18 protein-coding genes are annotated in these 21,530 nt (G+C 37.9%); 7 read left to right on the top strand and 11 right to left on the bottom strand.

From position 1 onward, the window contains the following. Genes VUI23_RS14555 through VUI23_RS14530 form a run of 6 tightly spaced genes read left to right on the top strand, consistent with a single transcriptional unit; the run spans position 1 to position 7,198 of the window. Positions 1-1,332: a putative O-glycosylation ligase, exosortase A system-associated gene (locus VUI23_RS14555; RefSeq protein WP_216048105.1), complete on the top strand. Its 1,332-nt coding sequence runs from the start codon at positions 1-3 to the stop codon at positions 1,330-1,332. A gap of 10 nt (positions 1,333-1,342) precedes the next feature. Then, a complete protein-coding gene (locus VUI23_RS14550) occupies positions 1,343-2,041 on the top strand; it encodes a hypothetical protein (RefSeq protein ID WP_216048106.1) in 699 nt (232 codons plus the stop codon). A 9-nt stretch (positions 2,042-2,050) separates the two neighbouring features. Continuing rightward, the gene (locus tag VUI23_RS14545; protein ID WP_342804799.1) at positions 2,051-3,043 is read left to right on the top strand and encodes a hypothetical protein; all 993 of its coding nucleotides are present in this window, start codon (positions 2,051-2,053) and stop codon (positions 3,041-3,043) included. After that, positions 3,036-4,490 carry an oligosaccharide flippase family protein gene (locus VUI23_RS14540; RefSeq protein ID WP_342804798.1) on the top strand — a complete coding sequence of 485 codons (1,455 nt, stop codon included), beginning with the start codon at positions 3,036-3,038 and terminating at the stop codon, positions 4,488-4,490. Before VUI23_RS14545 ends, VUI23_RS14540 begins: the two co-directional genes overlap by 8 nt. A 34-nt stretch (positions 4,491-4,524) precedes the next feature. After that, positions 4,525-6,276, top strand: a complete 1,752-nt coding sequence (locus VUI23_RS14535; RefSeq protein ID WP_342804797.1) for an asparagine synthase-related protein — start codon at positions 4,525-4,527, stop codon at positions 6,274-6,276. Beyond that, entirely contained in the window at positions 6,269-7,198 is a 930-nt protein-coding gene (locus VUI23_RS14530) for a polysaccharide deacetylase family protein (protein WP_342804796.1), read from the top strand. Before VUI23_RS14535 ends, VUI23_RS14530 begins: the two co-directional genes overlap by 8 nt. Before the next feature lie 26 nt (positions 7,199-7,224). Here the strand turns inward: VUI23_RS14530 and VUI23_RS14525 are convergent, their stop codons facing one another. The 3 genes from VUI23_RS14525 to VUI23_RS14515 are packed head-to-tail and all read right to left on the bottom strand — an operon-like array spanning position 7,225 to position 11,481. Continuing rightward, positions 7,225-8,811, bottom strand: a complete 1,587-nt coding sequence (locus VUI23_RS14525) for a hypothetical protein (protein WP_342804795.1) — start codon at positions 8,809-8,811, stop codon at positions 7,225-7,227. Positions 8,812-8,826: 15 nt separating this feature from the next. After that, a complete protein-coding gene (locus VUI23_RS14520) occupies positions 8,827-10,887 on the bottom strand; it encodes an acyltransferase family protein (RefSeq protein WP_342804794.1) in 2,061 nt (686 codons plus the stop codon). A 30-nt stretch (positions 10,888-10,917) separates the two neighbouring features. Beyond that, positions 10,918-11,481, bottom strand: coding sequence for an acyltransferase (locus VUI23_RS14515; protein ID WP_342804793.1), 564 nt, complete (start codon positions 11,479-11,481; stop codon positions 10,918-10,920). Positions 11,482-11,580: 99 nt separating this feature from the next. Between VUI23_RS14515 and VUI23_RS14510 the strand changes: the two genes are divergently transcribed. Then, positions 11,581-13,023, top strand: a complete 1,443-nt coding sequence (locus tag VUI23_RS14510) for an oligosaccharide flippase family protein (protein WP_342804792.1) — start codon at positions 11,581-11,583, stop codon at positions 13,021-13,023. A gap of 43 nt (positions 13,024-13,066) precedes the next feature. Here VUI23_RS14510 and VUI23_RS14505 read toward each other — a convergent pair whose 3' ends face one another. The 8 genes from VUI23_RS14505 to VUI23_RS14470 form a co-directional block, all read right to left on the bottom strand. After that, positions 13,067-14,254, bottom strand: a complete 1,188-nt coding sequence (locus VUI23_RS14505; RefSeq protein WP_342804791.1) for a glycosyltransferase — start codon at positions 14,252-14,254, stop codon at positions 13,067-13,069. Then, entirely contained in the window at positions 14,245-15,150 is a 906-nt protein-coding gene (locus tag VUI23_RS14500) for a sulfotransferase (protein WP_342804790.1), read from the bottom strand. The genes VUI23_RS14505 and VUI23_RS14500 overlap by 10 nt, the downstream gene beginning before the upstream one ends. Continuing rightward, positions 15,150-16,283, bottom strand: coding sequence for a glycosyltransferase (locus tag VUI23_RS14495; protein ID WP_342804789.1), 1,134 nt, complete (start codon positions 16,281-16,283; stop codon positions 15,150-15,152). The genes VUI23_RS14500 and VUI23_RS14495 overlap by 1 nt, the downstream gene beginning before the upstream one ends. After that, complete coding sequence (locus VUI23_RS14490) at positions 16,280-17,233, bottom strand: glycosyltransferase (protein ID WP_342804788.1); 954 nt, start codon at positions 17,231-17,233, stop codon at positions 16,280-16,282. Before VUI23_RS14490 ends, VUI23_RS14495 begins: the two co-directional genes overlap by 4 nt. Then, the gene (locus VUI23_RS14485) at positions 17,223-18,422 is read right to left on the bottom strand and encodes a glycosyltransferase (protein WP_342804787.1); all 1,200 of its coding nucleotides are present in this window, start codon (positions 18,420-18,422) and stop codon (positions 17,223-17,225) included. Before VUI23_RS14485 ends, VUI23_RS14490 begins: the two co-directional genes overlap by 11 nt. Positions 18,423-18,515: 93 nt before the next feature. Then, positions 18,516-19,484: a glycosyltransferase family 2 protein gene (locus tag VUI23_RS14480; protein ID WP_216048117.1), complete on the bottom strand. Its 969-nt coding sequence runs from the start codon at positions 19,482-19,484 to the stop codon at positions 18,516-18,518. A gap of 59 nt (positions 19,485-19,543) precedes the next feature. Next, complete coding sequence (locus VUI23_RS14475; RefSeq protein ID WP_342804786.1) at positions 19,544-20,497, bottom strand: glycosyltransferase family 2 protein; 954 nt, start codon at positions 20,495-20,497, stop codon at positions 19,544-19,546. Positions 20,498-20,507: 10 nt separating this feature from the next. Continuing rightward, positions 20,508-21,530 carry a GNAT family N-acetyltransferase gene (locus VUI23_RS14470; protein ID WP_342804785.1) on the bottom strand — a complete coding sequence of 341 codons (1,023 nt, stop codon included), beginning with the start codon at positions 21,528-21,530 and terminating at the stop codon, positions 20,508-20,510.

The raw sequence follows: 21,530 nt of genomic DNA, 5'->3' as shown, positions 1-21,530 counted from the left end.
ATGCGTGATCTGCTCCTTGTTGGTTTCCTATTTGTTGCCATTTATTACAGTTTTAAACGTCCCTATATTGGCACGGCTGCATGGGTGTGGATTGCACTTACCGCACCGGCAAAATGGGCGTTTGGTTTTTCCAGTCATTTTCGTTTGAATCTAACCATAGTGGTTATCACTGCGCTTTCGTATATCATCGTTCAAAAGTATAAACAATGGAAATTCAATGGCTTAACTTTTTGGGTGTTACTATTTGCCCTGTGGACACTGCTTTCCACTGCGACGAATCAGACATCCTATTCTTATTTCGTATGGGATTATTGGAATCAATTTATTAAAGTAATCCTACTTTACTTTTTTATCACCTTAACTATCTATAAGCGACTGCACATAAATACAATGGTTTGGGCTATTGTATTGGCGATATCCTCCTTTGCAGCAATGGAGGCTGTTAAATTCATGTTATCTGGTGGTAGCCACCGAATTGTGGGTAAGGCAGGAATTATTCACGATCGGAATGATTTAGCAGTAGCGATAAATATGTGTATACCACTGGTTATTTATCTGATCTCAGTGACTGAAAATTTTGTAGTAAAACGTGGCTTAAAGATCATCTTATTACTCAATATATTGGCTATTATTGGTACGTATTCTCGTGGCGGATTTATTGGTTTGGTGATTCTTGGTGCAGCGTTTTGGTGGACTTCAAAGCGCAAATTTTTGTATGGGGTAATAGCCGCAATCATCATCCCAGTCTTTTTTGCTTTTGCTCCAGGAGAATGGAAAGAAAGGCAAAATACGGTGTCAACTGCTGCGAGTGAAGATGGCTCGTTTATTGGTAGATTATGGGCTTGGAAAATTTCTACTTTAATTGCTTTGGATAACCCTTTCACTGGAGGTGGTTTTCATGCGGTTAAAGATACTCCGTTATGGCGTTACTATGCGCCAATGACACCTAATTTTGGGCCAATAGAAACACCGCCAATTCCGCCTAAACTGGGTGCAAAGGCAGCTCATAATATTTACATGCAGGTGCTGGGTGATCATGGGTTTGGCGGTTTGTTTATCTTTTTGATGATACTCTTGGGTACACTAAGGATGAATTTTAAAAATAAAAAATGGGCAGAACAAAATAATGAAGTATGGCTAGTTAATTTAAGTAAGGCGCTGACGCTGACACTCGTTGGATATTGTATTACTGGTGGTAATGTGAGTTTGGCTTATTTTGATTTATTTTATACGATAGTTGGTGTGGTTTGCGCAATTTCAATTCATATAGTGAATGCCAAGAAAGTGACCGAAAATCGGTCGACAGTAAAACAACCTATTAAACAGATATAAGAACTTAAATATGGCTAAAATTAAAATAACGAAAACGACACTGATACAGTCAGTGCTTTTTGCTTTGTTGGCTTTTGGGCCAATTGCTGAAGCCTTTGCTAAATCTGATTGTATGAAAATGGGGTGGAGGCGTGGTAAGCCATTTGACTATTATGCGGCAGAAACGCGACAAAGTACCGGAACATACCGAGGGGGGTTATTATACTTAGTAGAATCAGCCCACTTTACTAAAAAGGTGCGACGATTAATAGAAGGTAGCACCAGTAAACAACCTGGTGATTTATTATTTGTGCTGGGGTCAATACCTAACCATCCTGTTGCTCTAGATGCTTATGCTCGCTATGAATATCAGTGGGAAAATTCCCGCTCTTTCAAAGCTAGTTTAAATACAGATGAACCTAAATATGACGCTGGATGCTTTTTTGAACGAGCCGCTAAAATTTATCCAGGACAAGCCTCTACCTATTTAACCTGGGGAATTTATTATTATCGCCGAGGTGAGCATCAGAAAGCCTTAGAAAAATTCTTGGAGGCTGACAAACTTTCACCAGGATCTGCAGAGGCAAAATATAACGTTGGGCTTGCATATGCTGAAGTAAACGATCTTGCCAATGCTAAAAAGTATGCCGAAGCAGCCTACAAATTGGGCTATCCTTTACCGGGTTTAAAAATGAAGATCGCTGAGTTAGAAAAAGCACAAAATAACTAGGAGTTGAGGGTGTCTAAGAAACTGATGTTGTCAGGAGGCTGTTTACGTTCAAATGGTTTTGAGTTGGGGGAAGGTAAATATTATGGAAAGGCCAGTTTAGTATTATTGGATCTAGAGTCTGGAAAGTTTTCTCAAATACTCACAAAAACGGAAGGCGGCGATAATTATCCAGATGAACATCCTAATTTACAATTTACTGCGGGGTGTATCGATGGCGATAAATTATGGTTGCCAACAGACACAGAAGTTCACTGTTATAGCTTGCCTGATTTAAAGCTATTGTCTATTTTTTCTCACCCGTGCTTTCATAATATTCATTCAGCCCACGTTTTAAACGGCGATCTTGTTGTTACGTCTACAGGTCTAGATAACGTTGTTGTTATGGATATTGAGAGTGGAGAAATTAAATCAATTTTAAATACACAAGGGAAAAACCCTTGGCATAGATTTGATAAAGCGGTTGATTATCGATTAGTTCATTCTACTCGTCCACATGATAGCCATCCTAATTTTGTATTCAAAATTGGAGATGATTTATGGGCTACGCGCTGTACCCAAGAAGATGCTGTGAACTTGTCTAATCCTGATGATGTGATTGATATCAGTTTAGGGGGCGATGTTAGTGTCCATGATGGTATTTGGTATGACAACAAGTTGATATTTACCCGTGTAGATGGAAACCTGGTTTTTTGTGATCCAATCGAAAAGAAAGTCATCGAGACTTATGATCCCTTTGGTGGGGCATTAAATCGACCTATGGGCTGGTGCCGAGGTTTACATGTTGAAGGCGATATTTTTTATGTCGGCTATTCAAAATTACGCAAAACAAATCTGAAATCAAAAATTAAGTTTCTGTCAAAAGGAAATTTTAAATATTCCTCTGGTAACAATTCATTAGTGGTCGCATTAAATATACGCACACGGAAAGTCGAAAAAGTTTATTCATCGCCTGATGGTCTAATCGACGCTATCTACGGGATTTTGCCTTTCAATTATGACTGAGACAGTTAAGACCAATACGCTTTTTAGTATTATCTGGTCTATTTTATCTAAATGGGGTTCTAAACTGATTGGAATGGTGAGCACATTTGTACTCGCCAGACTTTTGGCACCTGCTGATTTTGGTATTATTGCAATGGCGACCATTGTCGTTGCCTTGCTAGAGTCAATGACTCAGGCTGGGTTGAATCTTTATATATTAAGATATAAAGAACATGATACTCGTGTTTTCAACGCCGCATGGACCGTTGGGATTATCCAGGCTTTTGTCATTGCAATTCCTCTAGTGATACTTGCCCCATTTATATCTGATTTTTATAATCAACCTGTACTTACTGAGGTTATTTATTGCTTAGCGCTTGTTCGGATTATTCAAGGATTAAATAATTTTGGAATTATAATCGCCCAAAAGGAAATGAACTTTAAAGTCGATTTTGTGTTAACCATATGGACTCGATTAAGTTATCTTACCGCTACAATAGGCTTTGCGTGGTATTTGCAGAGCTTTTGGGCGCTAGTGTTTGGTCAATTGATATCTTCAGTGTTTGGCTGCGGTTTAAGTTATTTTTTACATCCATTTCGACCGAAATTTAGTTTGTATAACTGGCGGGACATGCTCAAATACTCTAAGGCTACCGTACCATTGAGCATTGCTAGATATATTAATAATCAGGCTGATGTTGCTATTGTTGGAAGAGTTGCCTCTGCGCAATTTTTAGGTTTTTATCATATTGCAGTTAATCTAGCCGGTTTATTCACAAAAGAATTGCTGATGCCAGTGATCCGCGGCCTAATACCTAATTTATCGGTACTTAGAGAAAGCGCTAACTTCAAAGACATATTATTAGTCACATTTGCTGCTGCTGTTTATGTTTTTCTACCTGTTGGTATTGGATTATCAATGGTTGCACAAGAGTTTGTGCCGGTATTTTTAGGCGATAAATGGCTTGCCGCAATTCCACTGCTACAGTGGTTTAGCTTATATGCGATGATTGGCGGTATAATGATGTTTTTTAGTGAGCAGTTTTTGGTCATGATGGAAAAAGAAGTCGTTTCCAATCGATTGATGTGGGCTCGGAATATCATTTTAATTACCACTATTGTATTGACGCTTTCTTATGGACAAGTTTCTGACTTGCCTAAAATGTTGTTCTTTAGTGCTCTGGTAGCGTTACCAATGGTATTAGTAAGTATCAGTCGTGAATTAGAAATAACTTTAAAACGTATTTTATACAGCTGGTGGCCAGCATTGACAGGAGCTTTCGTGATGTTTGTTGTCTTGCAGTTATTCCCTGTGCTTGATTGGCCTTTGTTTATAGTGTTGCTAGCCAAAGTTGCCCTCGGTGGGGTTAGCTATTTAGCCACTATTGTGTTGCTTTTTGTGGTTCGAGGTCGACCTGAAAATACACTGGAAAGCCTAGTGTTTAATAAAGCTTTTGGGTATAACTAACTTTGTTTCGTAATTTTTTAAAGGATAAATCAGCGTGCAATTAGCGGATTGGTATCAAATAGCCGATGGCAGTGAATTTGAGTTGTTCGTTCATCATCACAAGCAGACAAGTGCTTATACTTCACCAGAAGGCAACATCATCTTTCATGGTTATGTTTTGTTAAATGGTCTTAAAGCAGACTCCAAATCTGTTTTAGAGGCGTATTTAGCAAGCGCTTCGCTATCCGCTTTTTATCAACAGTTATCAGGTCAGTTTTGGATGGTTATCTATGAAAAAGACCAACCAGCTATTGTGTTAACAGACCACCTAGCCACTAAACCATGCTTTTATTTTAAGTTGGGCAACAAACTTTATATTAGTGATTCGTTAAAAGCCATTAAAGCGCTTGAAAACGTCTCATTACAAATAAACAAACAAGCTTTATACAATTATATTTATTTCCACTGTATCCCTGCACCTACTACAGTTTATGAAAACGTATTTAAAATTGAACCGGGTAAAGCTATATATTTTGGCTCTGACGGTATTGTAAATAGTGAGTTACTTTATTGCCCTGAATTCGCCACACAACTTGATGATCCTGAAGCTGCGTTAAAAACATGCTTAAGTACTATTGAAACCGCCGTAGAATCTCATTCAAGCGATAATGTTGGTGCTTTTTTAAGTGGCGGATTAGACAGCTCAACTGTGGCAGGTATGCTGGCTAAAATTCAAGGCAAAAAGGACACACCTGAAAAAGCGAAGACCTTTTCAATTGGCTTTAAAGTGCCGGGTTATGACGAAACAGAATATGCACTCATCACTGCTAAGCATTTCGATACAAATCATGAAGTCTTGTATTTAAAACCAGAAGAAGCCGCTAAAGAATTTGTTAAAGTGGCACAATTTTTTGATGAACCATTTGGTAATTCTTCAGCAATGGCTGCTTATTTTTGTGCATCATTCGCTAAAAACAAGGGCATAGACGTGTTGCTTGCAGGTGATGGTGGCGATGAGTTTTTTGCCGGTAATGAGCGCTATGCAAAACAAAAAGTATTTGAGCATTATACGAAGTTACCAAAATGGTTGGCGAATGGTTTAGATTTTCTGCTGAATAACCAACTCACACGTAAACTTCCATTGTTCAAAAAAGTAGCTAGCTATATTGCCCAAGCTAAAGTTGCTTTGCCTGGTCGACTGCAAACTCATAATTTTGTTAATCAGCTAGGGAATGACGCTATTTTTACTGCGGCAATACTTGAGCAAGTAGATGTTAATCAGCCAGCTGAACAGCTGAAAAGTCGTTTTAAGGATTGTAAAAGCGAGCATCCTGTAGATGGCATGTTATATCTGGATTGGAAGTTCACATTGGCCGACAATGATTTGGTTAAAGTGAATAAAATGTGCGAGTTGGCCGGTGTTGAGGTACGTTATCCTTTAATCGATAAAAATATTGTTGATTTCAGTTGCACCATTCCTGCCGATGTTAAATTACCTGGTAAAACCTTACGCGATTTTTATAAGAAAACCTGCAAAGGATTCTTACCTGATGAGACCCTCAATAAAAGCAAACATGGTTTTGGCCTGCCATTTGGTGTTTGGATGAATGAAAACCAAACATTAAAAGATTTAACGATACAAGCATTAAACAGCTTTAAAAAGCGTAATATCGTTAAGCAAAGTTTAGTTGAAAAGGCCCTAGAGTCTCATGGCAGTGTTCACGCTGGCTATTACGGCGAGCTTATTTGGATCATGGTGGTGTTAGAGTTGTGGTTGCAAAAAGAAGCCGAGGATTTTCGTGCATAGTATTTTAGGGGCGATAAACAAAATAATTGGTGGTAACAAGCTCAGTATTTTAATTTACCATCAGGTATTAGAAGAATTTGATCCAATGCGCCCCTATGAAGTCACTGCCGATGTTTTTAATTGGCATATGAAGCTGATTAACCAACATTTTTCACCTATTAGTCTTTCAGAAGCTGCAAAACACATACAAAACAATACACTGCCTAAGCGTGCCATATGTGTCACTTTCGATGACGGTTATTTGAATAATCTAACCGTTGCCCAACCAATTCTGGCGAAGTACAAAATTCCTGCGACTGTCTATGTAGCCACGGCCTTTACTGAGGGCGCTGATATGTGGAATGACAGGGTATTGGATTTATTCAAGGACGTTGCATTGGAGAGCTTACTAATCGAAGATGAAATGGTAGCCTTAGGTGATTGGGCGAACCGTAATAAACTAGCAGAAGCCCAATTGATGCGGCTTAAATATATGCCCATTGAAGCGCGTTTAGCTGGTGTACAAAAGTTATATGATGATAATAATTTGTCAGATCCTGAACCGCGAATGATGAATGCGTCGCAAGTCAAACAACTAGCACAATGCGGTGTTGAAATTGGCGGGCATACGGTTAACCATCCTATTCTTAAAGTACTTTCTAGAGAACAACAGTTTGAAGAAATTAACCAATGCAAAAAGCAATTGGAAGATTGGACAGGCAAACCTGTAAAACACTTTGCCTACCCTAATGGTTCATATGGCAAAGACTTAACCGATGAAACCGTTGCTCTTGTTAAACAGGCGGGTTATGAAACTGCTGTAGTAACTGACTGGGGCACTTCCAGCCATGGTGACGACCTGCTAAGGCTTAAACGCTTCACACCTTGGGATACATCACCGTTTAAATTTCACGCACGTTTAGTGAAGTCTCGAATTTCCTAAAGTTTGGTAGTTGGGAATCAATTAAATTAGTCACTCTCATGGAATGCTTTTTCTAATTCTATTAGATTCACTTTGAACACCTTTATTTGGGTATTGGGCTTATTATCTAAAACACTAAATAAACCTGTAAACGCTTTCGGGTATTCATCGGTCATTGCTAGTGCTGGGTCGCTCATGCGCGCGAATTTTCCATAAGTCACCAAATATTCAGTTTTATATTTCAACATCCGTTCAATACTTTGTCGATGGTCTGGGTCATTGAGCAGCGGAATGGATCGGCGTTGAAGAGTGTGGGGTAACACACCCCAGTCGACAGTAGCAACAACGGCATTAGTGGGAATTTGTTGTTCTGCAAAGGCTCCAAGTTCGTTTATTGCTAGATTCTCATTTTGTATTTTTTGTGTTTGCTGGACATGTTTAAATAAATTGGGAGACGCGAAAATTAGTAATGATGTGACAACGAATAGGGCTCCAACTTGTGCTGGTCGTTTTAATTTCCCCAACCAAGAAAAGTTCACGCATTTATGTATACCAAAACCAAGCATAATCACTATGAATGGCAGCATTGGAATCCAATATCGATACACAATGTGTAAATTTTTATTCAATAATATATCTTTACTAATAAAGACTAATGAAAACCCAACGTATAGAAGTTCAAGTTTATTAGCTCGTTTGGCCCAAGGTCTAACACCAACGCCTATTAGTAGTAACATGGTGACTGTAATGATATGCCTATTCAGAGCGCTCACACCACCGTACCAAGATTCAAATAAACCCCCAACAAACATACTCGTTCGATACAAGGGGAACTGCCAGGCGGCTTCAACGACTTCTGACGAGGCATTGCCAGGTAATCCTTTTGCGTAGATGCTTAGTCCTTTTAAACCAAAAAAGTAGCCATTGGCCATATTAAATGTATCTGGTGTATGAGCCAAATAGTTGCGTAATGTCCATAATACAAAAGGTAAACAAACAGCACCTCCTATTACCAGCATTTTGAACACTGATAGCGTTAATGTGTCTTTATTATACTGATACGCATGGATGAGTAACGCTAAGCCTAAGGCACCGCAAAAAAACAATCCTTGAAGGCGAACTAACGACGAAAACGCCACTAAAGCACAGCATGCTAGTAAAAAACCTTTGTGTCCACTTTGATCATAATGACGCCAACAGAGCAAAGCCGCTATGGTGATGGATAAAAATAATGTGTCTGAAATTAAGGCATAAAAGTGAATCATCACAATACCACTACAGATCACAAAAAATGGCGCAAAGAAACCAACGACACCATACTTAGCAACTGAGAAATAACGAGCTACTCCCCAAATTCCTAAAAGTGAAATAACGCCCATAAACCCTTGGAGTACCCAAAAGTTTTCACCGGCTAAAAACAATGGAACACTTATGACAATGGAGGTGCCCGGATAATATTGGAGATTAGGCTGAAAGTTAAACCAATAGCGAAAAGTGTCGAGCATGGTTGTAGCAGTACCGAGATAATAACCTGAATCTGGGTATTGCAACCATACACTAGGGATTGTCCATATTAATAAGAAACTTATGATTGTAAGCAATATTTTTTGCGTTAACGACAGTTTATTGGTCACTGTTGGGCACCTTAATCAGTTCGATTCAGAGTTTGAGGATCCAAAAGTACGATCCGAGTTGCCTTTCATAATTTTTAGTATCTCAGCCTCAAATTTAGAAATAACTAAGAAGGAGCCAGCTTTACTAAGATGATGAGTATCAGAGTAGATTAACTCATTTTTTGCATTGTAATTAGCACATAGACCATTGTTACAAAGAACATCACTTGGGTTTAGAAAGTACACATTTTTGTTCATTTCAGTAAACTCTAACAGCATAGAATTAACCGCCTCGTGGTATTTAGGTAAAGCGCTATTTCTTAACTTAATTTTCTGTTTTTCATAAAGTTCGTCTAGAAACGGTCTAGTCATAAAGTCGTGCAGGTTAGTATTGTTTGTTTCTGGAAGCTGGCCAATTACTAGAAGAGGAATGTCTTTTAATAAACTCTTTAAACCTACTAGCCCCTGAAATAAATCATTTTTATCTACCTTATCTTTAACTTTTTGACCACCACTATCAATTAAGCCTGCTCTTGAAAATTGATCAGCCCATCTTTGACCAATAATCACAAGTTTGATATCAGTGTTAGTTTCTAAAAAATGCTTTATTCTTTGGTATGCTTTTGGACAACTGATATCATAGTTTTGATCCGCATTTAGTTTAGTGAATCCTGGTAAATGTAAACAACTGGTGCCAGCGTTTACTAAAATATTAATACCATGTTTCGAATAAATTTGTTTGTTTAGGCCAAATAAAAAATGCCTGCCATGGCTATCACCTATCAAAAGTATTTCTGGATTAAAGTCTTCAGTCAAAGGGCCGCTCCTAGGGAACCCTTTTCCGCCATAATTTTCTAAATGGAATCCTTCTCCGCTTATGGTGAAGTTTAAATTTTGTTGAGAGTTAACTCGCCAAGACCAACCACTTTGCAAGTATGCACTCAAACTAAATGCCACAATTATGGCCACACTACCCAATACCGCCATAGGTTTTCTAGCAACCGCTGGTGTATATGTTGTATGCCTGAAAGGTGTTTCTACCCAGCGATAACTGGCATAGGCTAAGAGAATACTAGTTATAGTAATGGCAAATTGATCGCCTTGGGTGAGTGGTAAATTAATCTTGAAATATTTAAAGAATACAATTAATGGCCAATGAACCAAATAAAGCGAATAACTAATAAGTCCAAACCAAGTTACCCAGCTGTTTTCCAATAAAACGGCTATTCGGCTATTCGCACCTGCAATAATTAAAAGAGCTGTGCCAATACAAGGATACAGTGCGTTGAGTGAAGGGAATACCGTTTGTGCATCGAAACTGAAAATTGGGTAACCAATTAATACTAAACCTAATAATGAGAGGGCATTAGCTATTATTTTATTTACTCTTTCAAATGATGGTAAAAATACTAATATAGCACCGCAAGTGAACTCAAATACTCTAAAGGGTAGCAAATAGAAAATTGTAGTTCTGCCGTCTTGGATAAGAGTTTCAGTTGATGGAAATAGTTGTGTTAGGAAGTATACTTGTCCATCATAAAATATTTGGTTCAAGGCTAAGCTGAGAATAAAGAGTATCGAAATTAAAAAAGGTATCCATTTTTTTAGTCCCCATTTAAATAGCAGCAGCAAAGTAATTGGCCAAAACATGTAAAACTGCTCTTCAATACTCAAACTCCAAGTATGTAGTAATGGTTTTAGATGTGACGAAACGTCAAAGTAGTCTGCTTCAAGCCAAAAAAGAATATTTGATACACTTAGCAAAGATGCAACGACTGAAGCTCCAAAGCTTTTAAATAAGTCTGGTGAAAATAATACGGAAGCAAGAAAAAATGTAACAAATAACATTACGAGAAATGCAGGTAGTAGTCGCCGTATTCTTCGTGTATAGAAATTTTTAAAGCTAAATTGGCCTGTTTTTTCTAATTCAGTTACAATGATTCTAGTAATAAGAAACCCGCTTATTACAAAAAAAATGTCTACACCGACAAAACCGCCAGAAAATGTTTCGATATCCAAATGAAAAAGCAACACACTCATGACAGCTATTGCTCTTAGTCCATCTATATGAGGTTGATATTTAGAGGGGGTTGACATTAATTCAATCCTTTGAACAGGCGAAACATTTTATTGTTCTATTTTCTTTACTAATTTGGCTGGTATACCCCCAACGACGGAGAATGGCGCAACGTCTTTTGTTACAACTGAACCGGCTGCAACGATAGCTCCTTCACCAATTGTTACTCCTTGAGTGATTATAGCGCCAGCTCCTATCCAAACATAATCACAAACTTTAATCGGTAAGGAGTGACTCGTCCTGAGCTTATTCGGCCTTGGAAGCAAGCCATGGGAAACTGTTTCAAAACTGACTCTGGGACCTATTTGGACAAAATTCCCTATTGTGACTTTTTCATTGGGAACACCAAAACGTGTTTCGGTATTCAGAAATGAGTTTTCACCAATTATAATATGTTTAACAGAACCTATTGGTCTTACGGTCACTGGCCCCCATATTACTGCTCGTTTTGCTATTGACATACCAGCGAGGTTCAACAAAATTATTCTTACTTTGTCAAAAATTTCAAACCTAGGCAAGTTATTAGCTAGCGTTAAAAATATTGCTTCCCTCATAATGAATCGTGTCTTTTTCCAAGGCTGTTTAATATTGTATTCTAGTTCAAACATAAACATGATGAATTTATGTTTTTTACCCTTTACACTCTACCAGAATACCATGCTTTATTTGCATAGTTATTAAATTTCACTAATAAAAATAAAACTAGGATGTTTGTGGGATCTCAAGGCGCAATAAAAATTCTTTCTAATGCAAAGTACTTGTACTTTGCATTATTGACATCACAAGGCTTACGTTTTGTTTACATGCTGATTTTAGCGCGAATGCTGGGTGCAGAGTTATACGGGGTATTTAGCTACGGACAATCGTGGTATCTGATGTTTTTGCCGCTTACTGGTCTTGGCTTGGGAGCAATGCTTTCTAGAGAGGTAGGTAAAAATAAAAAGAATGTAAAATCCATAGTTGATTTGGTGGCATCTATTCGTATCGCTGCAGTTTGTATTGTTGCAATTTTATCTATGATCTTGGGTGTCATCTATGCTGAGAGTCAATTTATTGCTACTTTGCTCGTTATTTTTTCTGTGGCGTTAATTGGAAAGGGAATGGTGTTGTGGTCAAATCAAATGTTCCAAGCATTTGAAGCGACTTACTTAATTTTCAAAATTGAACGTATTTTTAAGCCAGCTGAAATCTTGGTTAGTATTCTTATTGCAGCTCTAACTGAAAATATCTTGTTAATCGCTGGTGTTCATGCAGTTGGTCAAGTCATTCAAGGTTTAGTGAGTATATACTTAGTTAATCGCAACTTGAAAAAAGTCACATTAGTTTTTGTACCACGGAAAATGATAACAACAGTTATAAAACTATTCCCATTGGCTATTGCAGTGGCCGCTGGGCAATTTCTTTTTCATGGCCCTGTGGTGCAAGCAAAAAATTTATTTACAACTACAGAGCATTTGGGGAATTTCAGTTTACTGATGCAATTATTTATTGTGTTACTCACAATTTTTTCGTCAGTTTCAAATGCTGCGTTACCTGCACTGAGCCGATCAGCGGAAAATAATAAAAATAATCTCAAACTGTATAGTCGAATTGCGCTTTATGTGGCTAGTGTATTTGGTCTTTTCGCATATATTGGCGCCTCATTAATTGGACAACAGCTTATTGTATTCGTTTTCTCTGATAAATTTATACTAGCGAGTGAGAATTTTGCTTTTATTATGTTGATGCTTATTCCTGCAATCATCGTCAATCTTTTGAATAGTGTTCAGGTTTCTTTAGGTCACAATGTTCGAGTTCTGGTTTGTAATATCTCTGGTGCACTAATGTTGGTTTTGAGTATGCCTTATTGTATACAACATTTTGGCTTTCAAGGTGCTCCAGTCAGTTTATTCATGAGTTTTTCGTTTAGTGCTTCAATTGGAGTTTTATTCCTCTTAGCAGAGCGAATTGTTACTTTTAGAGATGCCATCGCTATCCCTATATTGATAGCGACATTATTTACTGTAACAGAATGGTTAAATAGCATTTTTGATAATGAAAATATAAGTTCATTGATTGGGGGAGGGGTAGTTATGTGGGCTCTTTGGTACGTTGCACTTCAGAAACAAGAAAGAATACTCTTTAAGTCAAAGGTCAGTTCTTTGTTAAAACGTTGATTCTACTAATTTTTCATACTTTCGTATTCAACGTTCATAATTATTACTCAGATTTTTGCATAATCATATGGCATAGTGTTAATAGCATATCAGTTTGACTAGTGGTTATTTCTTCAAATCTTTTATGACCCTTTGCAATTAAATCAGTGCGCTTGTTATTGTCAAAATATATTTCAGCTATGCGGATAGCAATCTCTGATTCATCATAAGGATTAAAGTATAAAACTGCGTCACCACAGACTTCGGGAATAGCTGATACCGCAGATGCAAGGACTGGCGTACCGTGTTTCATTGCCTCCAAAGGAGGGTAGCCGAACCCTTCATTTAGGGAAGGGTAAATAAATGCGTAGGCTTTAGCGAAAGCCGATTCCAATTCATCTCTAGAGATATACCCCTTAAATATAAAGTGATCGTCGTCTGCAAATTCTACTGGCGGTTTGTCTAGACCTAATACTAGAGTTTTGACATCGCATTCTGGATTCGATGAGTAAAAATTTTGCAAGGCTTTCAGTGCTCGGTAAGAGTTTTTTATCCATCTGTTGCCATTGATAAGTAAAAAATACTTAAAATCATTTTTTGAGGTCGCTAGAGGTTGCTTTTTTACGTCACCATCAAGCAATGGAGAATAGAGCTTTGTCAAATCGTCAGCGCTTACTATGTCACCAAATTTTTGTAATATGGAGTATTTACTGTGTTCCGAGATGGTTATAATCTGACTATTCGGCTTTTGTAATAATTGTCTGAAACGATTTTTTGTGCGCTTTAGATATAATCGAGTGAAGCACATTGCAAACAACCATTCGACGATTCGTTTCCAGTGCAGGCTATAGCGCCACTGCTGCAATGAATAAGGAACTTCTAATTCGCGTAATCCATGAACAGTGTATAAAAATCGAATGTTTTTAGTATCTGTATTGGCGAAATTTTCATAAGGTAGGGCTGAATAAAGAGTATGGTATTTACCTGTATCTACTAATGCTTGAATATCGCTTCGTGTGTTGATTTTATGCTCAACAATGCCATATTTTTGACATAAAGCAAGAATATTAGGAGCTACTTTTTTATGTGCAAAATAAAAAACATCTAAAGTATTTTTTTCGACTAGTGATACTAATTTTTCGAAAACCACTTCCGCATAAACACCGCCACCATGCATTGAACCTAAAGCTCCAGGGTGAGTGGCAGCAAGATCAAATAAAATTTTTGTGGCTGATGGAGTGATTATTTCCATTGAGATAGGCTCCGGCCTAGTAAGTTTTCAAGTTCAACAATTTCTTCAGCATAGTGTGCTTGTAACATCGCTTTTGTGGCTGGTGCTATCTTAGGTTTATCAACTATTTTCATATTCTTATTTTTAATAAAATCTCTGATTTTCCATCTAGTAGTTTTAGGTAAAATAAAGCTGCCGATTGTCCCCAACCATTTTGGAGGCGTAGTGACAAAATGAGTGAGTTTCGGTGATCGTGCTATTTTGCTGGGATTATGAACTTTGAATGATTCAGGATATATATAGGACAAACCTAAAAAATCCAACAATTTCTCATAGCAAACTTGGTTACTGTCTTTGAAATCGTCGAATAAAATAATATGCACATTTTCTACACCAAAGATGTTTTGATAGTGCCTTATGTGACGACTATACAGACCTAAGCTTTGATAACGGGTGGTATATTCCAGTCGTGCGTTGGTTGGAATACACTGTCCTTGTAATCTTTTACTCTCTAACTCCCAAGCTTCTTCAAAGGTTTTTGCGTATTCCCTATTGCCAAATAGAGCTTCAAAGTACATAGAGTAAGCTACCTCTATGGGGTTTCTCAACATGATGATAACTTTGGCATTCGGAGATTTTTCCAAAAATTCAAAAGGGGCAGATTGTGAATATAAATAAGTGGGTGACGCATCAAGGGCATATTTTTCATTATTCCAAGCTTCAAACCATTTTAAATAAGCTTTCTCTGTAATTAATTCGGCATAACGAACTAGGTCTTTACCAAAATAAGTAAATTCTTTTTGTAATGGTGTGTATATTTCTGGGTGGGCAACTAAGTGTCGGGCCATAGCAGTAGTACCAGACTTTGGGGCTCCGACAATAAATAAATTAGGATATGAAGTTTTTCGTTCTCGCATTAACAGATTTCCTCAATTAACGAATGCATATCCGCTACCGATCGTTGAATTTTATATTTTTCACTTACTAAACGTTCTGAGTCTATTCTCATTTGACTCGAAATGGTTTTTTGATTTAATGCTTTTGATATGGATTGTGCCATTTTTTGTGGATCGCCAATAGGCACCAAGAATCCGGTCTGTCCTTCTACTACAATTTCTCTATTTCCTGTTGGGCAACTTGTTATTACGGCAGGTGTCCCTAAACATTGGGCTTCAATTGCTGCGTTACATAATCCTTCAAAATCACTGGCCAAAACAAAAAGTTTTGCATGTTTTACATAGGGGTAAGGGTTGGTAACAAACCCTTTAAAATGAACTTTATTATTAATACCTAGTTCATTGGCCAATGCTGTTAAATTGTCGTGTAAGGGACCTCCACCTAAAATCAACAAAGGTATTTGGTCACTTTCTGGCAATTGTGCATACGCTTTTAAAAGTACGTCATGCCTTTTCTGATCTGTCAATGAACCAACTGAAATCATGAAAGGTTCATTTGGTATGCTTATGTCGGGAGATAGTTGGCTGGCTTTTTCGTTCAATTCACGAAGATTAAAACCGTTGCGGATCAAATTTGTTTTGCCCGATGAAAAGGGGTAGTGATCAACAAAATTATCACGTAACTCATTGCATAAAACAATAAAGCGATCCGCTTTTTTGTACAACCAATTGAAGACCCATTTTTTCCACCCAAACTCTTCATCAGCTGGATTATTCGCTATTCTTGGGATCCAAATGCTTTTACTTCTTGTAAAAAACATCGCCAGACCGGTTAGTAAACTCGGAAAAGACCAAACACTGATCACTATTTTAGGCTTAAGTTTGAGCAAATGGTACATCAATAAAATAAAACACAATGGAATATGAAAAGGTGATCGTTTGCGCAAATCAACTATTTTAACTGATGATGGTACAGGGTAGGTAACGACACCATTTAGGAGTAAAACTGTGACCTCTAAATGAGTTAAATCCATATTACATAACAAGTTACTCAGTGCTCTTTCTGCTCCACCATTTGATAATGTGCTGCTAACAAAACACAGTCGTTTCGACTTTTGAATACTTTGGTTTTGTGATTTAGATATACTGCTCATGTTCTTGTTGTACTTATAATCATACGTATTTTTAAATGATCCAAGATGCGCTCTCTAACGTCCACGGAACAGAAAAATAGCGCTAACAAATATGGAATTCTAGTAATCGAATGTCTTGCTTCAGCTTTTCGCAGCTTGGTTATTAAACTGGCGACTAAGGGAGAATCTTGTTGTTGCGATAACAATAGTTCGAGCCCATCGGTAGAGTAGTTATCTTTACCAAGAGTAACTCTTTGTTGATGCAATGCCTTTATATAATGCCTAACTTTATAGCGTTTTAGATTCATACCACTGGTTATGCTAGCGCCATGTAATCGGTATTGCAGTAGGGGCTGTTGCAAGTTAGTGATTTTGCCACCTGCATCTAAAATGCGATATAAAAAATCATAATCTTCCGCACCCTGCAACATGCGATAACCGCCTATTGAATCAAACATCGATTTTTTAAACATCCAAGTTGGGTGGCAAGCTACTGAACAATAGGGAATAATTTTTTGTATAACCTCTGATGAGGACTGAAAGTGGCTAATACCTAGAGACGTCCCGCATTCATCAATGTTCTCAATTGCTGAGCCAATAAGACTCACATCAGGATTGGCTTGCATATATTCAAATTGCATTTGCAGTCGTTCACGTAATGATATGTCATCTGCATCCATGCGAGCAATGATCTGCGATTTTGACTGCTCTACAGCTTTATTCAATGAGGCTGGTAAGCCTATGTTTTTTTGATTTTTGAGTACTTTTAATCGAGAGTCATTTGTCTGTTTTTGTGCTAAAAAATCACAAATTTTAATGTTGCTAGGGTCGTCAATGACGACTATCAATTCAATGTTGATAAACGTTTGTTGTAAAATTGAGTCAATTGCGAGACCTAACCATTCGACAGGCTCCCGATAACAGGCCATTACCACCGAAACTAGGGGAGTGTCATTCGGATTACTTGACACCAGTGCCTCCATTAATAAAAGGCAAAATCAAAAATTCGGCATGTTGATGGATCATGTTATCCCATAAGAATGACTCCCCAGCCGCCTTTGCTTGCTTGGCGATTTGTTGCCGTTGAACTTCAGGCATCTTAGCAACTTGTTGAAAAATAGCGGCGAGAGCATCACTACTTTTGGCTTTGAATAACAGTGCTGTTTCCCCATCATCAATAATATCTGGAGCTCCTGACTCATCAGATGCACAGCATAACGCACCGGCGGACATGGCTTCTAACAAGCTCACGGGAAGCCCTTCTGCATCTCCGTCAGCAGTCACGATTGAAGGTAAAACAAATAAATCAGTATTTTGAATAAACCGAAACTTTTCTTGACCGTTTACGAAACCTTGAAAGTTAACATCGTTATCTAAGTTAAGTGCTTTCACTTGTTTTTGTATGGTATCGAACAGTGGTCCATCACCTAATAAGTCTAAGTGCACCGACAGACCTTTGGCCTTTACATGGGCCATGGCATTTAATAAGAATGTAATCCCTTTTTTTTCAGCTAATCGGCCAACAAAAAGTAATTTTAAACTTTCACCAATTGTAGTCTCCGGCTTTGGAATTTGTTGTTCCGGAAGTTGTAAATCAACGCCCATCGGTAGAACTTGACTATTGTCTGCGATCGCGGTTTGTTGTTCATCGTTAAAAAAAGCCAAAGCTTGATCTCTACCACGACTACCAGCGAAAGAAATGGCTTTGAATTGCGGGATTATACGTTTAACTAGGAATGGACCTAACCAAGGGATTTTTTTAAGTATAATAATGTCTGCTGCATGGGACGTGAGAGTATGGGGAATGTTGTTGTCTCGAGCTACCTTGTTGCACATCAAACCTTGAGGAGTAAACCAATGGGAGTAAATCAAATCAAAATTATAGGTTTTAACTAATCTTTTTGTGGCTAAATAACATGACAATAGTAAAAAAGGGACCTGTAAAAGGCGAAATGGGTTCTCTTTTATATTTGGCCAAATTGCAGGATAGACTACGCTCTGCGCTGACTCAGGTTTAAAATACGTATATCTATGTATATGCACACCTTCCCATACTTCATGCTTTAAAGATTCAGGCGCATGAGGCACTAATACATGAACTTCAAAATGCGAATAATGCTTTTTTAAATAGCGTGCTTGTTGCCATACAAAATCAACCATCCCATCTTCTTTGAACCGAGGGAACGTTGAGGCACAAATAAGGATTTTAATGGCCATGATTGAGATTTTAATCCATTTTAAATTTGCTGATGGTTACTTTTTGTTCGCTTTATCTTGTTCCATCAATTTCAATTCCAACCTTCTAATTTTCTCTAGGCTTTGTTCTATCAATTGACGATTAAAATTAATAAGGTCAGCTAACAATGCAATCAAAAAAGTAATAATACCTAAAATTGACAAGGTACCGCCAAGAATGAGTGATTGTATATGTCCACTGCCATCACCGGTAAAGTAAAAATATAAAAATCGTACGATAGGAATAAAACCCAGAATGGATAGGGTTAACGCTATAAAAAAGAACACTTTTAGTGGCTGGTACATGGTGTACATGCGCACAATAGTTGTTAGTTGACGTTCAATAAATTTAGGTATGCTGGTAAAGAGTCTTGATTCCCGCGTTTTTTCGTTTGTGTCAACAGGTACGGATGTCACTGCCATGTGTTTTTTGCCAGCTTGGATTAAGGCTTCAATGGTGTAGCTGAAAGGCGATACAATATTTAACTGCAGAGCGGCTTCTCGGCTATAGGCTCGGAACCCACTTACTGCATCGGGTACATCTACTCCAGAAAGTTGACGCACTACAAAACTGCCAAGTCGCTGTAAAAATTTCTTTAATCCGGAAAAGTGGTCAATTTGTCCAGTGCGACGATCTCCCACTACAACATCTGCTTTATGATCGAGTATCGGCTGGATCAGTTTAGGTATGTCCCATCCCGCATATTGGTTGTCGCCGTCGGTATTAACAATAATATCGGCTCCCAATTTAAGACATTCATCGATACCTTTACGAAAGGTGCGGGCTAATCCTCTGTTATTCTTATTAATAACGATATGATCTACGCCAAGTTCTTTGGCAACTTCGATGGTTCGATCTTTGGAACCATCATCAATAATCATAATTTCTACCTGATCAATTCCCTCAATCGTTTTGGGAATATCATTGAATGTCGCAGGCAATGTATGTTCTTCGTTGTAGCAGGGAATTTGTACTATTAGTTTCAACGTATATTCCTAATACTAAGTGTAAATGTCACCACAGGTGAGTTGCATTTAAACGTCAGCTATTTAATTCGTTTTAAAAACGTGTCGCGAAAAGGTTTATTGTACGTAAAGTGTTTCAAAAGCAAAACAATTCCGGAGAGTTTAAGCCTTTTCAGCATAGATTGTAAGTTGCCAATATACGCATTTCGATTGTCGAAAAGCATTTCTGCAACTCTTCGGCGATTAGACTCTGTCATCGCAATATTCTGCAGTAAAAAATAGCGATAATTAATTTCATCGAATAACCGTTTGCTTAAATGGGCACTGCACCAAGCTGCACCAGAAAACAAATTGATCCCTTCACCGCAGTGAGTGGTTATTTTATTTGTAAAACTAATACCATCGGTATTGCGTGTAATATCAAGCCACATTAGATAATCTTCACCAGCAAATTGAAAATCTGTTTTAAAACGACAATCTTTGTGTTTCTTGATGTCATAAATCACTGATGAAGCGCCAATTACGTTGGCAGTGGTTATCTGGCGAACAATATCACCTTTATAAGTATGATTGTATTCATTGTCTAACGGAGGATGTTCACTTGGTGTTATGTATCCTGCGCGCTCAAAAGCGCCAACGGTTTGGCCAATATGTGTGAAGTTATTAAAGTGGAAATCACTTCCAGATCTTAAAGCCTCCAAAGCAAGTTCTAGATGATCTGGTAACCAAACATCATCGGGGTCAAGCAAAGCAACATACTTTACTTCAGCCGATACCGCATCGATACCCGCGTTTCGAGCTGACGCAACGCCACCGTTTGGCTTTTCAATCAACTGAATTTTTTCGAGCAATGGTTGATTGTTGTTTAGTTGCTCAATTTCCTCTCGCGCACCGATGGGGGAACCATCATCTACAACAATAACTTTATCAATTTGCGAAAATGCACTTTGCTGCGCAACGCTAAGCAATGCTTTCTTAAGTAGGCCCATGCTTCGTTGATAAAATGGAATAATTACGGAAACTGAGTTTTTCATAATCTTATAATTACTTTTTCACTTTTTTAATTAGGTTTATGGCACTTTTAAGCAATTTATTCGGGAAATAGGTGACATGCTCTATTTCTCTTAATGTCGAATCTAACCGCTTGTGCCATTCCATCGCTTTTCCGTAAAACTCTATGTTATTGATTCCTTCGAGTTCTCTTTGTTGAGAATAATGCTTTATCATTTCAATTTTAAGCATCAGCGCGGGAGATTGTTTATTAAATTGTTCGTTATAGGTGGTTTTTAAAATAATTAAACAGTCATCTTGCTGAATACATAAATCCACAGCGACTATTTCTTCATTAATTAAATAATACCAACAACATGCTTTACCTTGCTCTGCCAAATTACTTAATGCTTGTTGATAGAATTTTCCTTGCGTATTGTCAGGCGATATAGCTGTACCTTCTTCGCCTTTCCAGCCGTTACTTTCCAGCTCACCATACTTGATTATAGCTTGCTTAACCTCCGCTGGCTTAGTTACTTTCTGCCAAGATAATGTATCTTCGGCACGGGCTGCGCGATTAATCACTTTGTTGTAGTTCTGCCGCATATTTTTTCCAAGTGATTGAAAATACGTGTCAAAATCTTCAGGAATGGGGCGATTACCCGAAGTGATATAAGGCATGAGTTCAAAATCATCTGCAGGTGTGAACTGGGTGTATTTGGAATCCATCTGTAGCATATCTAACATTGCTACTTTACCTGGTAGGGCAGAGCATAATGATTTCATCAGATCACTACTAACGTGCTGTTCACGATGTAAAAACAACCCTAATGGGCATTGCGAGGGCATGGCTGTAGCCCATCGTCCTTTGCCTAAGGCTTTAAAAAATCCGGCGAGTTGCAATTCATCGTTTTGGTAAGCAACTACTAGTTTTTCGCTTCCATCAAAAAAGTGGGTAATTAGCCCATTGACAAAGTCAGGTTCAAAAAACGCTAGATTCATGGTTTTACGATTTAGATCTTCCCAAGCTTGTTGATGGGTAGAAAATTCAGAACAACTTAAAACTGACCAATTCAT

This window comes from Alteromonas sp. M12, assembly GCF_037478005.1.
Classification (GTDB): domain Bacteria; phylum Pseudomonadota; class Gammaproteobacteria; order Enterobacterales; family Alteromonadaceae; genus Aliiglaciecola; species Aliiglaciecola lipolytica_A.
The sequence above is the reverse complement of the archived record's forward strand: the minus strand, read 5'-3'. Positions and strand labels throughout refer to the sequence as shown.